General features: G+C 38.0%; 12 protein-coding genes. 7 read left to right on the top strand and 5 right to left on the bottom strand.

The window, feature by feature from the left end:
* Nucleotides 1–3 precede the first annotated feature (3 nt).
* Genes AC4HCY_RS07190 through AC4HCY_RS07180 form a run of 3 tightly spaced genes read right to left on the bottom strand, consistent with a single transcriptional unit; the run spans nucleotide 4 to nucleotide 3,965 of the window.
* On the bottom strand, nucleotides 4–2,388 hold the full coding sequence (locus tag AC4HCY_RS07190) for a phosphoadenosine phosphosulfate reductase domain-containing protein (protein ID WP_491095707.1): 2,385 nt from the start codon (nucleotides 2,386–2,388) through the stop codon (nucleotides 4–6).
* 1 nt (nucleotide 2,389) lies between these two features.
* Nucleotides 2,390–3,766, bottom strand: coding sequence for a hypothetical protein (locus AC4HCY_RS07185; RefSeq protein ID WP_491095706.1), 1,377 nt, complete (start codon nucleotides 3,764–3,766; stop codon nucleotides 2,390–2,392).
* Nucleotides 3,741–3,965, bottom strand: a complete 225-nt coding sequence (locus AC4HCY_RS07180) for a hypothetical protein (RefSeq protein WP_491095705.1) — start codon at nucleotides 3,963–3,965, stop codon at nucleotides 3,741–3,743. The genes AC4HCY_RS07185 and AC4HCY_RS07180 overlap by 26 nt, the downstream gene beginning before the upstream one ends.
* A 628-nt stretch (nucleotides 3,966–4,593) precedes the next feature.
* On the opposite strand from AC4HCY_RS07180, the gene AC4HCY_RS07175 reads away from it, so the two are divergent.
* From AC4HCY_RS07175 to AC4HCY_RS07145, 7 genes are all read left to right on the top strand, one after another.
* Complete coding sequence (locus AC4HCY_RS07175; protein ID WP_491095704.1) at nucleotides 4,594–6,384, top strand: TniQ family protein; 1,791 nt, start codon at nucleotides 4,594–4,596, stop codon at nucleotides 6,382–6,384.
* A 256-nt stretch (nucleotides 6,385–6,640) separates the two neighbouring features.
* Nucleotides 6,641–7,303, top strand: coding sequence for a TnsA endonuclease N-terminal domain-containing protein (locus AC4HCY_RS07170; protein WP_491095703.1), 663 nt, complete (start codon nucleotides 6,641–6,643; stop codon nucleotides 7,301–7,303).
* A gap of 2 nt (nucleotides 7,304–7,305) precedes the next feature.
* Nucleotides 7,306–9,540 (top strand): transposase, encoded by a 2,235-nt coding sequence (locus AC4HCY_RS07165; RefSeq protein WP_491095702.1) that lies wholly within the window; start codon nucleotides 7,306–7,308, stop codon nucleotides 9,538–9,540.
* Nucleotides 9,533–10,477: a TniB family NTP-binding protein gene (locus AC4HCY_RS07160; protein WP_491095701.1), complete on the top strand. Its 945-nt coding sequence runs from the start codon at nucleotides 9,533–9,535 to the stop codon at nucleotides 10,475–10,477. The genes AC4HCY_RS07165 and AC4HCY_RS07160 overlap by 8 nt, the downstream gene beginning before the upstream one ends.
* A 390-nt stretch (nucleotides 10,478–10,867) precedes the next feature.
* The gene (locus AC4HCY_RS07155) at nucleotides 10,868–11,338 is read left to right on the top strand and encodes a DUF6431 domain-containing protein (RefSeq protein WP_352417795.1); all 471 of its coding nucleotides are present in this window, start codon (nucleotides 10,868–10,870) and stop codon (nucleotides 11,336–11,338) included.
* 45 nt (nucleotides 11,339–11,383) lie between these two features.
* On the top strand, nucleotides 11,384–12,736 hold the full coding sequence (locus tag AC4HCY_RS07150; RefSeq protein WP_352417796.1) for a DDE-type integrase/transposase/recombinase: 1,353 nt from the start codon (nucleotides 11,384–11,386) through the stop codon (nucleotides 12,734–12,736).
* Entirely contained in the window at nucleotides 12,729–13,529 is an 801-nt protein-coding gene (locus AC4HCY_RS07145; protein ID WP_352417797.1) for an ExeA family protein, read from the top strand. Before AC4HCY_RS07150 ends, AC4HCY_RS07145 begins: the two co-directional genes overlap by 8 nt.
* A 105-nt stretch (nucleotides 13,530–13,634) precedes the next feature.
* Here the strand turns inward: AC4HCY_RS07145 and AC4HCY_RS07140 are convergent, their stop codons facing one another.
* Together AC4HCY_RS07140 and glmS are read right to left on the bottom strand one after the other, a co-directional pair.
* A complete protein-coding gene (locus tag AC4HCY_RS07140) occupies nucleotides 13,635–14,942 on the bottom strand; it encodes a TniQ family protein (protein WP_491095700.1) in 1,308 nt (435 codons plus the stop codon).
* Between the two features lie 158 nt (nucleotides 14,943–15,100).
* The gene (glmS, locus tag AC4HCY_RS07135) at nucleotides 15,101–16,930 is read right to left on the bottom strand and encodes a glutamine--fructose-6-phosphate transaminase (isomerizing) (protein WP_491095699.1); all 1,830 of its coding nucleotides are present in this window, start codon (nucleotides 16,928–16,930) and stop codon (nucleotides 15,101–15,103) included.
* Nucleotides 16,931–17,071 lie beyond the last annotated feature (141 nt).

Below are 17,071 nucleotides of genomic sequence, written 5' to 3'. Positions count from 1 at the left end.
CTTTTATTCCCCCAATACAAGTTCAATAACATCATCAATGGTATGTTTTTGAGGATACACCTCAAGACCATCGTTACCATGCGTAAATGTCGTGGATAAATAATCAGGGTAGCGAGTACGCAGACCTTCACACTGCTTTTTAAAAGTATCCGGCGAAATGCTGAACGCAACAAGCGGCGAAACAAATGCAGATTCCTTATCTGCTGAAAGCAATTCACGCACTGTAAAACTACTGCGTTCGGATTTGGCAGCAATGAGATACAGCCCAAAAAGGATTGTAAACGGATGGATATTTTTAGCCTGGCGAGTTATGGTTTGTACTGTGCGTCCTTTTAGCACAGGCAACGTTACAGCGCCATCACCACCTAGTGGCGACTTGGTAATCATATCTTTCAAGGCGTTTAGCCCGCCGTCGACAGCGGATTTCCCAAGTGAGGGATTGCAACTGGATAGCAGTTCGGATAGTTGTTCGATGGTATAGGTTTTGTCAATCTCAGTTGAGGTTATAAACCACCTTATCAATGCGGCGTTGTTGCTAAGAGTTAACCAAATAATCTCCCATCCAAGTGCTGAGTCCCCTCCGAATTTTCGGAATACTTCAACAAAACGAGTCGGTTTTTTGTCATTAGCATTTATCAGCCCTGCCTGCGTAAACCAAATACGTGCAGCAGATTTAACCATGTTCTTGCCTAATGGATGGTTTTCATTCCACGGAAAGAACTTATCCCCTAATTCAACAAGTGTTGAAATCCAAAGGTTATTTCCCTTCTCACGCAATCCAAAATTTTCATAATTGGCAATACCGCGCATAACGTTGTTTTTTTCTGATTCAGGTTTGAACATAGATTTATACCTCCAACAATAATTGCTGTCCGAATTGTAACATTTTCGGCATCTCGTACACTTGGTTGAGTTTATTTTAATCCTATTATCCTTGAGGCTCATAGCACCAAATGGGCATTCAGCCTCACAACTTTGGCAAGCAACACACGATGATACTTTTTTAAAAAACTGACGCAAAACCGGAAGTAATGCAACTTGCTCATCAGCTGAACGGAAATCAAATGATACAGTGCCACCACCTGTATATGGTGCAATGTAATTAAACGGAATACCATCATCAAGAGTATCCGGCAGTTTCAACAACCGCTGTTCTGTGTCGGCTTCTTTCGAGACTGTCCCAAGTGTTTTTATCCACTCAAAAAATATATCCTTTGAGAAGTGTGGGCTTTTAAATGTCGTTCGTAAGCCCACAGTTTCCTCAAGTGGGTTGGTAATGCTCTCTTTTAAAACCAGCCCGTTCTTTCTTGCTTGCCAATATGAACTTCCGATAAATTCAATTTGTTCTTCTGCTGTTATAAAGTTCTTGTTGCTTGTTGTGATGATGATATCTCTATAGGGCTTTAATAACCGCGGATAAGCTTTTTCCACGTACCATTCATACTTTTCGGATGATTCAGGACACATAAGGCAGCCAACGCGAGTCAGACCTTTTTTATATGCGCAATTTATCAATAAGTTGTTTGCAAATATATACAGCCACAACTCATGCGCGCCCCAGTCCAATATGGGCATACGGTTGAGTTGGGATGCGTTTTTTGCACCATCTGTCGCATCCTCATAAAACGAGCGGCTGTAACTCTCATCGCCACGCACACCAACAAATGCCATAACTTTAACCGCTGACTTATGCAGTTTGCGCTTCAGTAACATAAGCGCAGGAGTGCTTTTATGAATAGAACAGCACCACCGAATCGTTCGCGACGGCGGTGCGAATATACGCCAGTTTTCAAGTGCCGATGTCTCTGCCTTGGCACACAAGAATTCACGATCAGCGTACTGGTTCTGTACCTCATCCCATATTTTATAGGTGTCAGGCAGTTCCATATCCGTGTCACTAAAGATGACAGGCACGGACAACGGTAACACACGGTGACAGATATCCAGTAAAGCAATAGAATCCTTGCCGCCGGAAAAGGCAATATACGCTATGTCACAGCGTTTGATACTTGCGTCGTATAACTCCTTTGTTCGCCGTTTCGCATCTGCGACTACAACATCCATTATTTCGGCATTAGCGGCTACCATTGCATCAATATCCACAGGTTCGAGAGGGAGTTTTCCTTCGAAAAACACTTGTATATCCAACGGCTTGCCGTATTGAGTATTATTTAGTTGTGCGACCTTTTCACCGTTTAGCAAATAGACATTTTTCTGCGCCCACAGTAGTGGGCGATTTTCACGGTGGTCATAGTCAAAGTAATTCTCCAAACCAGTAATGGATAGTTCAGGAGCAAACACCGGTCGTATTTCATTAGCGACATATTTGCCTGTCTGCGACGTCAGCAAATATCCATTAGTCTTTTTATCCCAAATATAAGAGTACATGTTAGGTCGATACCTCCAAAAATATGCCACCTTTCCATTTACGGGGAGGTTCGGCTTTATAGTAAGCGGCAATAAGCCGTTGATAAGTTGATTTGTCAGGAATATTGAATTCAGCGTTAAAATTGACACCCATTGCGAGCGAAAGCGCTGTATGTAAGGCTTCCGCCGAAGGTACGATGCCTAAGTCATCAAAACGCTCGAGCGTACTATGAAGCGTATCTGAAAAATCATCTGTCAGACCAAGTGCGTCAAACGTCTGATAAACAATTATCCCATTGATTTCTGTGCGGACTAATTCCTCGGTGGTGTTCTTTAAAATCTTAGCGAGCAAATCAACAGAAAAGGCACAAAAGCGCGAATGCAAATCATCCTCGCACACAGTACCACCGTATTCATCATGGGTCACGGCGACAATCTTAGCCGCAATTTCATTAAATATATTCCATACATTACCGTTGCTAAAGCGGGCAATTCTATTCCCGATGTAAGGGGCAGCGACACAGCGAATATTGCGAGTGTTTATGAATTCGTAGAATTTTTCGAAATCATCAGCACTACTGATAACCTTATTCTTTAGCTTGTCCTTAAAAAGCACGTAGAGTTCGGAAATTTCAAAACAACCGTATTCATCAAGTAACTGGTCGGCAATGTTAATAATCTCATTGAGTGTATCTTGGTCGGCGATTACATCAAGCAAAAAATAAATATCATCACCACGGCTAAACATTTTTTGTCTAAGTACGGCTTGGAGAGCATCATCCACTTCTATTCCGGATTTGTTTGATAACAAACGAAGTGCGGTCGTATCGAAGCGGAAACCATTTGTGTATTCGGTAGAAAGAACATCAAAAATCTCTTGTGGCACTGTAAAAACAGGGTTTCCGTTTTCATACAATAATTCCGAAAATTCTTCAGAAAGAAATTCCTTAAACAGTCTTAATGTATCCGTATATCCCTTAGCGGCAGTGGCTGCAGTACCTGTTTGGCGAGGAAATGCCGTGAAATGTTGTTCAAGCACATCGTATGCCTTTTCGAGTCCGTCAGCATCAGTCAATGCATCCTTGAGCGTTATGCCCCTTTCGTTGTTGTAAAGATACAAGGCATCTGAGCAAAGCATATTCAGAGTACTGTTTCCCCATGACGGATTCTTTTGCATCAGCCAATCCCTGAATTCATTGCGAATGAATTGTTGTGCGAAAATAGAAGATTTTCCATTTCTGTAATACACAGCTTCTGCACCTCTCTTGATAACTTCACCTTTTGATTTCTCGTGGTACTCCAAATGCCGTCTGTATGCGGAAAGCCCCACTGAAAATGCCCCGTGGGCAGAATTTCGATTAACCTCTTTAGAGTTAGGAGCAGCCAAAATATCGCTCAAAGGTAATCAAATTCAGCAATAGTCCTACTAAAAACACTTCATATTCATCATTTTGAGTAATAGGCACGTCCAGCTTTGGATGGACATCTTGTAAGTTGCTTTCGTATTGGCGGGCGATGTGAGGTAAATAAAGTGTACCATTCAAATTCATTTGCTTTGTCAGCCACTCTACAAAGCTTTCTTCTCCACCCAAAGACATATCGCATCCTCCCATCTTCAAGCAGCCTAAATATTCCGACTTATATTATGATACACCTAAACTCAAGTGAAGCCAATAGAAAATAAATTTTCACCGCATAGTTTTAGTAATAAATGATTGCTTGATTTTATTCGTTTAATCATCAAAGTCCGTCTAGTTGAGTCTCTTCCAACCTTCCGTAAAAACATACTATAACGACTCCAAGCTCCTATAGCCCTTACCTTTCATCAAGTAGAGTTTGTTGTCCAGTATCTCAGGTTCTACACCGAGTAAATAGGCAAACTGCTCGTAACTGTACTATCTATAATTTGTCAGAAAATGAATGTATGGGGTTGACTCTCGGCTTGAAATAACTTCTTTAAAATCAATACTTAACACTTTGACCTGTTTGTCATACCATTGCTCCAGAAGGGTGCTGGTGCTACTCTGTCAACTTGTCAACTTACTTTCGTTTCTTGTGCACTTTAAACTTCCCATTATAGACATAATATGACTTTATTTATTATAGATTCTATACATTTAAGTAAATACCCTCCATATTTTCTAACGTATTTCTATTTTATTATAAAAAGTTTAAAAGCATCAATAATGGCTATACTCATAAAAAAAGTATCTGGAGGGAAAGATCATGCTGTTGCTTGCTCGCTCTAATCCTATAGACGGAGAAAGCCTTTCTAGCTATATGCAAAGAATTTCAAGTTTAAACTATGTTGGCTCTCATGACCTATGGCGACTCCTAAAGCGAAATAATTCACATTACCCACAATCCTCTTTCTCAGCTGCCATAGATATTTGCCCCAATAACTTTATTTTAATGGATAAGTTGGCATCAATACTCCGTACTGATCAAAAAGTCTTAGAAAATATGACATTTTTGCCGGTATTTCAAAAACTAGGCATTAATAATAGTTCTGCTAATCATAGTAGAATTATGAGTAACATTATTGAAAAACAACGGAAATATTGCTCAAAGTGCCTTGAAGAGTTCCCTGCATATAATCTTATTTGGCAAGTTAAAGAAATCACTTTCTGTCCTGCACACAATATTAAACTCCATTCAAACTGTAATCGATGCAAAAGCAGTATTCCTATTCTGCCTAGCAACTCTAATATTGGTATATGCCCTAGCTGCGGTCTTGATTTCACTAAATCTAATATTGAAAATTTTACACCTAACTCTGAGGATTTAAGAATAATCGACGACTGGTTGTATCTTCTTAATGCTTCCACCTTAAAATTAAAACTTATAAAATCATTTTCAAACGAACAAAGCCTTGCATTGCGTCTATTATATATATCTCGGAATTTTATGAAGAAGTTGAGTAAAGAGGAGCAGTCAACATTATCTTCAGTTATGCAAATAGCAAGGAATACAAAGGCATCACAGACTTTTATACATTTGGATACTATTCTGCATTTCACACGCAAATATAATATCTCTTTGAAAGAATTCTTCACAGTAAAAGTTCCCGAAAGTCATATCAAATCAATATTCAACCCGAAACATAGAATGGTTGGTAATTACTCGTGCATTGCTCCTTGGTGTAACCATTATCATATACCTGGTTCACTTGAGAAAACTTCGACTTCAATTAAAGATTTAAAATCCGGTAAGAAAATGAAATATTACATGTTTTGCAATGATTGCGGAATTGAATATGGTATAAATGCAGAAAATAATAAATTTGTTGAAAGAAGAGACTATATTAGTTTAGCATGGAACCAGGTAAAAAATTATTTGACAAAAGACTATATTTTTACTGATTTATCAAGAAAACTTAATATTACACAAGATAGATTAAGAAGATCAATAATTTTTCTAGCAGCAAATGATTTAGTTGATCATAGTCATATTCCAATACAAGTTCCTTCTATTCATGACCCACAAGTAATATCATTTATAAAGCATTGTATAAATAAAGGAATTACTTCAAAGCAGATTAAAATAACTCTTGGCATGAAATATAATGAATTTTTATTTTATTGGCTTTCATCTGAAATTAGAAAATCATATTTGAAACATAGTAAACGAAGACCTGATAAGTGCTCCTCTCAAACAGAAAGAATTCAGAGGTTTGAAAGCGCAATAAATAATCTACTCCTAGAAAATATACCTATAACTATAGAACGAGTATGCAAAGAACTAAATATATGCCCTGAGACTCTACGTAATTGGGGCCTTTTACAAAAATGTAAAACATACAAATTAACTCAAATAAAAAAAATGGATGAAAAATATAAAGAAAATATTATTTATAAAGCAGAGCAGGAATTAGCTGCTGCAAGCTTAAACAATAAAGCTTTATCTAGTGATGAACTATATAAAGCTTTAGGAGTAAGAAGAACTGTTCTTGTTCGCAAATTCCCTGAGGTTACAAGGCATATACACTCAATGTTAATGTCTACCAATGAGAGATAAGTAAATACATATTTACTTCTTATACAATAATATAATCATTGTGAGTATATGTATTTAGATCAATCTTAGAAAAAACTAGCCATTTAATATCTACAGCAGAAAAATACAATGAATTTAACGTAAAATAATGTAAATAATATTTTTAGAGACAATTTAAACCTAATAAGGATAATTTACTACATTATTTTGTGTTTATTTAATTTTAAAATAAACTTTTAAGCCTATAATAAAATAACTTCCGTAGGATGATAACGATATGTATAAACCAGCTAGAAAAATAACAAATAGTGGTTCAAAAAAGAATACTGGTTACTTCCCCAGTATGAAAAATGAACGACCAGTAGCATTTGAATCGCTTATAGAAAGAGATTATATCTACTTAATGGAGTTTGATAGTGATGTTATTAGCTATCAAGAACAGCCAATTACAATTTCTTTTAAGATTTCTGATAGAACCTACCACTACACCCCTGACTTCTTAGTCCAACGAAAAAATAAAATACAACTCGTTGAAATAAAACCAAAGAGTAAACTAGAAAAACTATTAAATGATGAATTAACGGTTAAGCGGTATAAAGCTGCCGCACTTTACTGTAAATCAAATAATTATAATGAATTTAAGATTGTTACAGATGAAGAAATACGTTCAGGCTACATATTAGAAAATATAACAACTCTTTTCCATTACAGTAGATTACATGTTCCCGCCGTAGATAAAATGAAAATTCGAAATGAATTAATGCTCAATGGTCCACAGCAAATATCTGATATACTAGAAAAAATATATGAAAGTGAAGAATATCATATCAAATACTATTCATATATCTTTTCTCTGCTTTACCACAAAGAAATTGAAACTGATTTACACAGACCTATCAGTAAATCTAGTATAATTGATACTCAAAATCGAGGTGAATAATTATGTTTCCGGTGCATATAAAACCAGGAGTTCGATTTAAGCTTTATGATGAGATCTTTACAATTTTAAAGAGCCTACCTGGCCTAAAAATAGAAGCTGAGAATCAAAGATTTCATGAAATAAAAATATTCACTTTTATGGAGCTAATTAAGTATTTAAGTGAAGGGCAATTGAAATTTGAATGTGTTGGGAAGAACCTAGAAAATTGCCCTGCACCTGCAATAAATACATCATTCTTCATTGAAAATCTTAACGATTCAAAACATAAGGAATGTGCTGTTTTTAGATATGAAGTCATACGACCGATTATAGAAACTCCAGCGAGCCAAAGGAATTCAGCGATACATTCCAGAGTTGCGGAAGTAAATTCCTGGGCTGACACCCCCCTAAAATCAAAGGAAAATCTAAATGGCTGCATACACTACCAAACAATAAGTTACACGAGTGTATATAGATGGTTGAAAGATTACTTAGATTCGCAGAGAGATATTCGATCGCTTTTCCCATCCTATCATGCCTGTGGTGGAAAAAATAAAACAAGAATCGATCCCCTTGTGATGGGTTTTATTATGGATTCAATTAATGAAGCTTACAAAAGCAGCCAGCGGATTACTATAAAGGAGCTTTGGTATGTTATTATTAATAAAATTTCGGACTATAATAGGTTCTCTTCGAATTTATTGAAGTTTCCGCCATATTCATCAATTGCCAGATATATTTCAAAAATACCTGAATATGAACTTGTTGCAAAAAGAATTGGAAAAAGGACAGCTAATAATAGATTTGGAGAAGTGGGGGATGGTGTTAAGGCTAGTAGACCACTAGAAAGAGTGGAGATAGACCAAACCCCTATAGATGTAATCATTGTTGATGAAAATGGAACTCCATTAGGTAGACCATATCTAATCCTTGCAGTCGATAAATTTAGTAGACAGGCACTTGGTTTTAGTATTGGGATAAGCAATGGTGTTGGATGGCCTGAAGTAATGCAATGTATTAAACATATTATGAGTGATAAATCTTATGTTAAAGAAATATATCCATTCATAAAAAATGAATGGACTGGGTTTGGTTTACCCCAAAACATTGTAGTGGATAATGGATTAGAATTCAAGAACAATCCGATGAAGGATGCATCCTATCAACTAGGTTTTTTGGTTCAATTTTGCCCTCCACGCGTTCCTGAATGGAAAGGCTCAGTTGAGAGATTTTTTGGTACTACTAACACTGACCTATTCCATAATATACCTGGAACCACTCGTTCAGATCCAAAACGGCTTGGGGATGATGAGAACCCTTCAAAATCAGCTAAGTTGAACTTTTCTACCTTCATAGCTCTTATTCATAAGTGGATAATTGATGTATATTCTCAGGATGTTAATAAGGGTGCTGGTGGTATTCCCTCACTCATTTGGAAGAAGGCTATTGAAGAATATCCTATTCCATGGCCTAATAACATATCAGAGACAGCAATATTATTAGGACGGATTGCGCATAGGAGAATAACAAGACGAGGTATAGAACTATCGTCACTTCATTACAACAACAACGAGCTGAATAAAGTGCTGTTACAATTCACACGGGAAAACAAAGGTTTGGAAGAAGATTTTCTTGTGAAATATGATCCTCAAAATATAGGCGAAGTATATGTTTATGACCACTTAATAACAAAAAGATGGGTTAAAGTGCCTTGCACTAATCCAAGTTATGCTATGAACCTATCTGAATGGGAGCATAAAGAGATGAGAGCCTACGCAAGAAAGGAATTTTGTACTGTAGACGTTGAAGCATTGGCGAAAGCTAAGCATTTTATAAGGAAAATGATAGAAAATGGAATTGGATATACAGAAAAAGAAATAGCCCGGGCTAATAAAACAACTTCGGAGCAAGAAATATCAAATAGACTTGCAGAAAAAGATAAGCAGGAATCTTGCCAATCTACTTCAGCAGCTGGAAAGTTAAATATAACAAACCAAAACTCAGGTAACATCTCTGACATTGGGTTAAATATTGAAGCGCCTGAAACTATTATTCCAGAAACATTCACTCCCCAAGAAACTGCTGATGCTAATAATAAAATAATTGGTATACATTCAAACGATAGAAAAAAAGAAAGGAAAAAACAAAGTAAAAACACCATAGGAAGCGACTTAACTTCAGATAATGATTTTTCTTTTGATGATTTCACGGGTTTTGAAATAAGCTCTGGAACTGATGAGGTAATGAATAATGAATAATTCTATGGCTAGCAATAAATTGAATGAAAAGCAGCTAAATATTAAACTACCAGATAAGGAAAAGATTTGTTCTTTATCTTATAAAGCTAAGCTCAAATATACAGATGAGTTAAGAATATATTACCCAAGGCTAAACCAAATTCTTAATTTAGTTGAGGAATGTCACCAAAGTGCCTATTTATATGAAAGACCATTATGTATGAGAATTAGTGGCCCCTCAGGTTCTGGGAAAAGCGAAATAGTAAAAATCCACAGTAAAAAGTATCCTGATATAGACACCCTTGAAGGGATTGAAAAAACAGTGCTATATTCAATCATACCATGTCCCGCTTACATTGGTGGATTATCCTCGAAACTTCTGCATGATTTAGGTGACCCGTTTTATGCAAAATCAGGGAGAATAACATTACACACCCAAAGGTTATATAATCTTTTGAAAGCATGTAAAGTTAGAATAATCTTTTTAGATGAAGTACAACACCTAGTAGATAGAAACAGTCAAAAGCTTCTTAGAGACTCTTCTGACTGGTTTAAGGAATTAATTGATGAGACTAATATCCCTATCATATTTTTAGGTATGCCTGATTCTAACAAGATTTTTATTGAAAATGAACAATTATCAAATAGAGTTCGTATTGTGGAGAATATCGGCAATTTCAATTATGACGATACATTTAGGAAGTTTTTATATTTATATGATTTATATTTACCTCTGCCTGGATTATCAGGACTTGCTAATCCAGATGAAAGTAAAAGGGTTTTTTTAGCTACAAAAGGACTTATGAAGCATGTACATGATCTAATAGTTGAAAGTATAAAATATGCCCTTGATACTAGATCACAAAGAATAACTATGCCTATGTTAGCAAAAGCTTTCGATAAAATATTATCTAGTGAGGCAGATATAAACCCATTCTTACCAGGAAGTGAATTGTAGTTAATAAACTGGATCTTTCAAGATTAGTTCTACATATAGTTTTAATAACAAAAACACTACATCACTATTAATATATTTTAACTTACCTAAATCTAATTCTAAATCATAAGTTGTTTCTGCTAAGCTAAATTGGCTGCTAGTTGCTCAGTGACAATGTCCGGGAGCGGCGAGTTTTGCTCCCTTGTTTTGCCGCAGATAGTTCGTTAGAATACTAGTGAGGATAATTCCATCAACTGGTATTGAGGTGAAATAGAAAGCACCACATTGCGAACTCTCCCCAGCAAGGTAGTTGTCCGTAATGCGGTGCCCCATAAAACATGGTTATAGTAACACATTACGAAACATTTTTCAATGAGAAATTAAATATTTTTCATAAAGAGTAAAGAGCCATTGATCTGTCCTATATGCTCCGGTGAGCTAAAGGTCAGAGATACCAAGTATCGCAAGCTAATATGTACTACTGATGATATTGTTGTAAAGACATATCGATTACGACGATTGCATTGTAAAACCTGCGGCAAGCTTCATACCGAGTTGCCGGACTGCATGCAGCCGTACAAGCATTATGAAGCTGATGCTATTCAAGCTGAGATTGACAGATCTAAAGAAAATCCTAATGCCGATGAAAGTACACTGAAGCGATGGCGTGCTGAGTTTCAAAACCTTAAGGATCATATTGAGGGAACATTGCATGCCTTATGGTCCCGGCATTATGGCGTTAATTATCCTCTTTTCAAGCAGGATTCTTTACTCGATTTTATACGAAAACACGAACCCGGCTGGTTACGCTTTGTCAACAAGGCAATGATCAACAGGGAATTACCGATACACACCCAGTTTGCATTTTGTCCATGGCCATAAAGTATTATGCTCTTCATAGAAAGAAATGAAAGGAGCGGATACTTTATGAAAACACAAGATGCACAAGGTCAAGCGGCTGCCAGGATGATGATTATTATGCCGCTATTAGACGAAAATCTTGATCCCAAAAGTATTGTTGAGCTCAAGAAGAAGCTGGCGGCACAACACGAAATATCCTACCGAACCATCTCCAGATATTATGATGCATATTTAAAGGATGGTTTTGATGGACTTAAACCCAAGCAGATTGCCTCCAAGGAGCACAGCTTGCTTCCAGAGAATTTTCAAGAGATTGTCGATACTGCCATAGAGCTTAGGAGAGAATGCCCTAGCAGATCTGTCAATGATATCATCCGGATTATGGAACTTGAAAACATTGTGCCCCAAGGCAGTGTCAGCCGAAGCACACTTCAGCGGCACCTTCAAAAACGGGGCTTTGGTTCCCACCAGATGAAGATCTATACACAAAAAGGTGTATCAGCAAGACGGTTTCAAAAGTCACAGCGTTGCATGCTTTTCCAAGGAGATATCAAATATGGGCCATATCTATCCATTGGAAAGAATGGTGCAAAAAAGCAGGTGTATCTGTCCGCATTTATCGATGATGCCACCCGATTCATTGTGGCTGCAAAATTCTATGAGCATCAGCAGATTGCAATCATTGAAGATACTTTACGAACTGCCATTATGCAATATGGCAAGCCGGATGCCATCTATGTAGATAACGGCAAGCAATACCGATCAAGCTGGCTTGGGAAAGCTTGCACCCAGTTAGGGATAAAGCTTTTGTTTGCTAAGCCCTATCATCCTGAAGGAAAGGGTAAAATTGAGGCCTTTAACAGGAGAATCGATTCCTTTCTTTCAGAAGTAGCTTTAACGGATGTAAAAACACTGGATGAACTCAACAGATTATTAAAGCTCTGGATTGATGACCATTATCACAAAACACCCCATCATGGGCTTGGCGGCATAACTCCCGAGGTTGCGTTTAAGACAGATAAACGCTCTCTCAAGTTTATTGATATGCGGACTCTTACAGAAGCCTTCCTCCACAGCGAGGAACGTACTGTAGATAAAACCGGTTGCATCAGCTTTGAAGGTAAACGGTATGAAATCGGATTGCAGCTCATCGGCAGAAAAGTTGAAGCTCACTATGATCCGTCTTGGGCTAATGAAATCGAAATCCACCATCCGGATTTTGTCCCCTTCATGGCTAAGGAACAAGTGGTTGGGGAACACTGCGGTACCAGGTCAGGACTTCCTCAACGCATGACTCCGCTTAAGCCTGAGAGTTCGAGATTCCTTGACGGATTAAACAAAGCCAATATATCCGGCCGCACCCGCCAAGATGTTGCTGTTGTATTCAGAAAGAACCGTGAGGTGTCTGACCATGTATGAAGCATTTTTCGAGATGAAGCAGACACCCTTTATCAATAGTATTTCAGTGGATGGACTGTATCTGTCGCCTATGTTAGATGAAACCCTAAGCCGACTTGAGTTTGCAGCAGAAAAACGATTGTTTGCATTGGTCACAGCGGATGTTGGCTGCGGCAAATCCACCGCCATAAGGAAGTTTGCATCTATGTTGTCCAGCGATAAATACCAAGTACTCTATCTGTCTGATTCGAAATTGACACCCAGGTGGTTCTACAAAGGTTTGCTGGATCAACTGGGGGTAGAAGCAAAGTTTTACCGCGGCGATTCCAAACGCCAGCTGCACCAACAACTTGAAATCATACGAGGCGTTCAAGGGAAAAATGTCGTTACAATCGTTGATGAAGCTCATTTGCTGGACAAGGAGACTCTTGAGGAAATACGCTTCCTGATGAACTACAAAATGGACTCTCTAAATCCTATGGCGCTCATCCTTGTTGGCCAGAATGAATTATGGGATAAGCTGAAACTCCAGCGTTATGCCGCTATTCGTCAGCGCATTGATATCAAGTGCGAAATCCCTCAATACGACAGATCCCAGACAGAAGAATACATAGCCGCACATCTTAAATATGCGCAAGGTACATCGGAGATATTTACCGAAAAGGCCATTGATGAAATACATCGATATTCTGCCGGCTCAGCAAGAGCCATCAACAAGGTAGCAACCCATGCACTGATGTTTGCGGCACAGCGTGCCAAGAAGCTTATTGATGATTACATGGTTCGAACTGTTATTGCTGGAGAACTACCGTAGATCATGCCATGGCGGAAGCCATGGCATCCTTTCCGAGTTGCCGCAGCAAATTAAGAGAGCAATTTACGGCGAAAATGGGGAGCAGTTCGTGGGCAAAGGAAGAAATCAACTACAATAAGTATCAAGATATATTTCTACATATGGATTAGAATCAACTATTGTTTCATAAAGTTCTATAATACTTAAATTTCGAGCTTTATACAATTCTTCATAGAAACTAGAGTGTTTATATTCAGTAAAACATTCCTCAATAATTTCATCACAGCCATCAACTGGCATTAAGTTACTAAGCAAAACATCGTATCTATCCATTGCATAATCATATAGATAACCTTTTCTTATAATTGTTTTGCCAAAATAAACGCTTTGTATCATGTCATTGTTTTTCTTTCGCAACTTGAAGTAGATATTATTTTTGAAAATTAGTTCAATTAACCATCTTAGCATATATGGTCCGGTTTTAAACATTAAAAAATCAATGATTTCCTTATCAACTTCTTGCTTTGCAAGTCCTAAATTGCATCCATCGGCTTTAGAGTAAATAAAATATAAGCGCATAATCATACTATTCAATCGGGAAATGCCATCTTCACAGCTTAAATACAGGCTCATACAATAATAATCCAATATTATTCTTGAAAATTCATATGGCCAATATTCTATTATTTTGTTAATAATTTCATCTTTTCTTGCGCTTTCCGAGTCAAGATGTTTTACACGCTCTTCTATATCACAATTAGCCAACTCATCTACCAATTTTATTATAAACGTTATTAAACTAGTAAAATCAGATCCTCGGATGGCTATTCCACTTTTCATCTGAAGGATACTTGATTCATCAGTAAAAGCATAATGACAATATTTATGGTTATCAACTTTGGAATCATATTTTATTGCACTTATTATTTTTAATGCTAATGATTTACCACAAGAACAAACTGATGAAGCTATTATAAAGGGATTTAGTAGTTTTGAACAATAAGGGCATCTATCTGATAAATCAGTATCATGAATAACACATCTTTTAATAGGCTTTAAATACCAATAAATTCTACAATATTGTTTTTCATCTAAACAGTAGGGACAAAATACTGGTCTTTCTCTAATTAGTAATTCGATAGGTTTTCCTTTCCTCCTACCATTATATGCGTTAGGATTCCATAAGCTAGATGAATACCTATGAATTGTCATCCAATATATAACTTCGACGCTTATATTTAAAAATTTTGATAACCTACCTAACAAGTCTTCTGAATTTATATAATCAATTAAGTATAATTTGGCTTTGTTGCTATATCCTATTTCATCCAATATCCAGGTACCATTGCAAAAATTTGCTTGCCCTAATCTATATATATAACTTGAGATGCACTCATCTTGGAATGGTTGTATAAATCTTAATAATCGCATCATTTCCTCTACTCCCATTAATAAAAACAGAGACTATTTATAAATAGCCTCTGCTTTTATTAACCATTCTATTCATTTCCAAACTTTTTGAGAAGTTTTTCAGACTTTTTGAGAACATTTTCAAACTTTTTGAGAACTCACATGGGTTTCTAACTATTTTTCTACTCCACAGTTACGCTCTTAGCTAAATTCCTCGGCATATCCACATCGCAGCCCTTTTCTACTGCCATATAGTAGGCTAATAGCTGGAGGGGTATCACAGTTACAGTGGGTGAGAGCATATCTGATACTTGGGGTATATATAGGGTCTGGTCGGCAATGGTTTCTACTTCCCTGTTGCCTTCCTTGGCTATGGCGAATACATAGGCTCCTCTTGCCTTGACTTCCTTTACATTGCTGAGCATCTTCTCATACAGCTCATGCTGGGTCATGAGAGCTACTACTACGGTGCCCTCTTCTATCAAGGCTATGGGGCCGTGCTTCAGCTCTCCTGCCGCATAGGCGTCCGAGTGTATATAGGATATCTCCTTGAGCTTTAGGGAGCCTTCCAGAGCCACTGCATAGTCCAGGCCTCTTCCGATGAAAAATACGTCCTTTTCACCGGAGTTCTTGGAAGCAAACTTCTGCATTTCTTCCTTGTTTTCCAGGGCCTTCTCTATCTTTGCGGGGAGGTTCAGCATCTCATCCTTGATGGTCTTGATCTCTTCTTTTGACAAGGTTCCCTTGAGATCAGCCATATGAAGGGCTATCTCATACAGGGCAATTATCTGGGTTGTATAAGCCTTGGTGGATGCTACCGCTATCTCCGGGCCTGCCCAGGTGTACAGCACATCGTGGGATTCTCTTGCTATGGAGCTGCCCACCACGTTTACTACGCTGAGTATCCTTGCGCCCTTGTTCTTCGCTTCCTTGAGGGCTGCAAAGGTGTCCAGGGTTTCGCCGGATTGGCTTATTATTATCACCAAAGTCTTTCCGTCCACCAAAGGATTCCTATATCTGAATTCAGAGGCTATATCCACTTCCACGGGGATTTTGGCAAGATGCTCTATAAGGTATTTGCCCGCCAATCCTGCATGGTAGGCTGTGCCGCAGGCTACTATGAAAATCTTGCTGAATCTTTCCAGCTCCTCTGCAGTCAGCTTTATGTCATCCAGTCTGATGGTATCGGAGTCCTTTGCCATCCTTCCGGTCATCGTATCCTTTATTGCTTTTGGCTGCTCGTGGATCTCCTTCAGCATGAAATGCCTGTAGCCGCCTTTTTCTGCTGCGGATACGTCCCAATCCACATTGAAGACTTCTTTTTTTACCGGTTCGCCATTTTCCGAATAGAATCTGATGTCATCCTTGGTTATGACGGCCAGTTCGTTTTCTCCCATGAGGTATGTTTTCCTCGTATGCTTGAGTATGGCGGGGATGTCCGATGCGATGTAGTTTTCATCTTCGCCTATTCCCACTATCAGAGGGTTTTCCTTTCTTACGCATACTATTTTGTCCGGTTCCCTGTTTGTTATCACCGCAAAGGCATAGGAGCCCTTGATTTCCTTTATAACCTTCCTTACCGCTTCCGCCAGATCTCCTTCATAATAATAGTCGATGAAGTGAGCCAGCACCTCCGTGTCCACCTCTGATTTGAACACATAGCCCTTACTTATAAGAAAATCTTTTATCTTCAGATAGTTTTCTATTATCCCGTTATGAACTACGGCAATATCTCCTTTTTCATTTGTATGAGGGTGAGAGTTGGCATCCGAAGGCTCCCCGTGGGTAGCCCATCTGGTATGCCCTATGGCCAGATTGCCGCTCAGTTTTTCTTTATCCAAATGTTCTTCCAGAACGCTCAGTCTGCCCTTGTATTTCCTTATTTGAACTTTTCCTTCTGCATATACTGCCACACCGGCAGAGTCATATCCTCTATATTCAAGCTTTTTCAAGCCATCCATCAATACCGGAACTGCATTTTTATCTCCGATATATCCAACTATTCCACACATTAATTTTTCCCCTTTCACTAAGGAACGGGGTTACACGCCGTTGGAAATAATTTATGGGAACATGTTTCTTTCCCTAGAGTCTTTATCTCTGAGGAATGTTCCCGATAATAACCTTATGGAATGTTCCCCGACTCTACAATT

The organism is Lutispora sp. QWL-02, from assembly GCF_058315355.1.
The sequence above is the reverse complement of the archived record's forward strand: the minus strand, read 5'-3'. Positions and strand labels throughout refer to the sequence as shown.

Bases quoted from the DNA above. Each gene is read 5' to 3' on its own strand.
- glmS (WP_491095699.1), bottom strand. From the start codon at position 16,930: ATGTGTGGAATAGTTGGATATATCGGAGATAAAAATGCAGTTCCGGTA.
- AC4HCY_RS07180 (WP_491095705.1), bottom strand. From the start codon at position 3,965: ATGTCTTTGGGTGGAGAAGAAAGCTTTGTAGAGTGGCTGACAAAGCAA.
- AC4HCY_RS07150 (WP_352417796.1), top strand. From the start codon at position 11,384: ATGAAAACACAAGATGCACAAGGTCAAGCGGCTGCCAGGATGATGATT.
- AC4HCY_RS07160 (WP_491095701.1), top strand. From the start codon at position 9,533: ATGAATAATTCTATGGCTAGCAATAAATTGAATGAAAAGCAGCTAAAT.
- AC4HCY_RS07170 (WP_491095703.1), top strand. From the start codon at position 6,641: ATGTATAAACCAGCTAGAAAAATAACAAATAGTGGTTCAAAAAAGAAT.
- AC4HCY_RS07140 (WP_491095700.1), bottom strand. From the start codon at position 14,942: ATGATGCGATTATTAAGATTTATACAACCATTCCAAGATGAGTGCATC.
- AC4HCY_RS07175 (WP_491095704.1), top strand. From the start codon at position 4,594: ATGCTGTTGCTTGCTCGCTCTAATCCTATAGACGGAGAAAGCCTTTCT.
- AC4HCY_RS07145 (WP_352417797.1), top strand. From the start codon at position 12,729: ATGTATGAAGCATTTTTCGAGATGAAGCAGACACCCTTTATCAATAGT.
- AC4HCY_RS07190 (WP_491095707.1), bottom strand. From the start codon at position 2,388: ATGTACTCTTATATTTGGGATAAAAAGACTAATGGATATTTGCTGACG.
- AC4HCY_RS07165 (WP_491095702.1), top strand. From the start codon at position 7,306: ATGTTTCCGGTGCATATAAAACCAGGAGTTCGATTTAAGCTTTATGAT.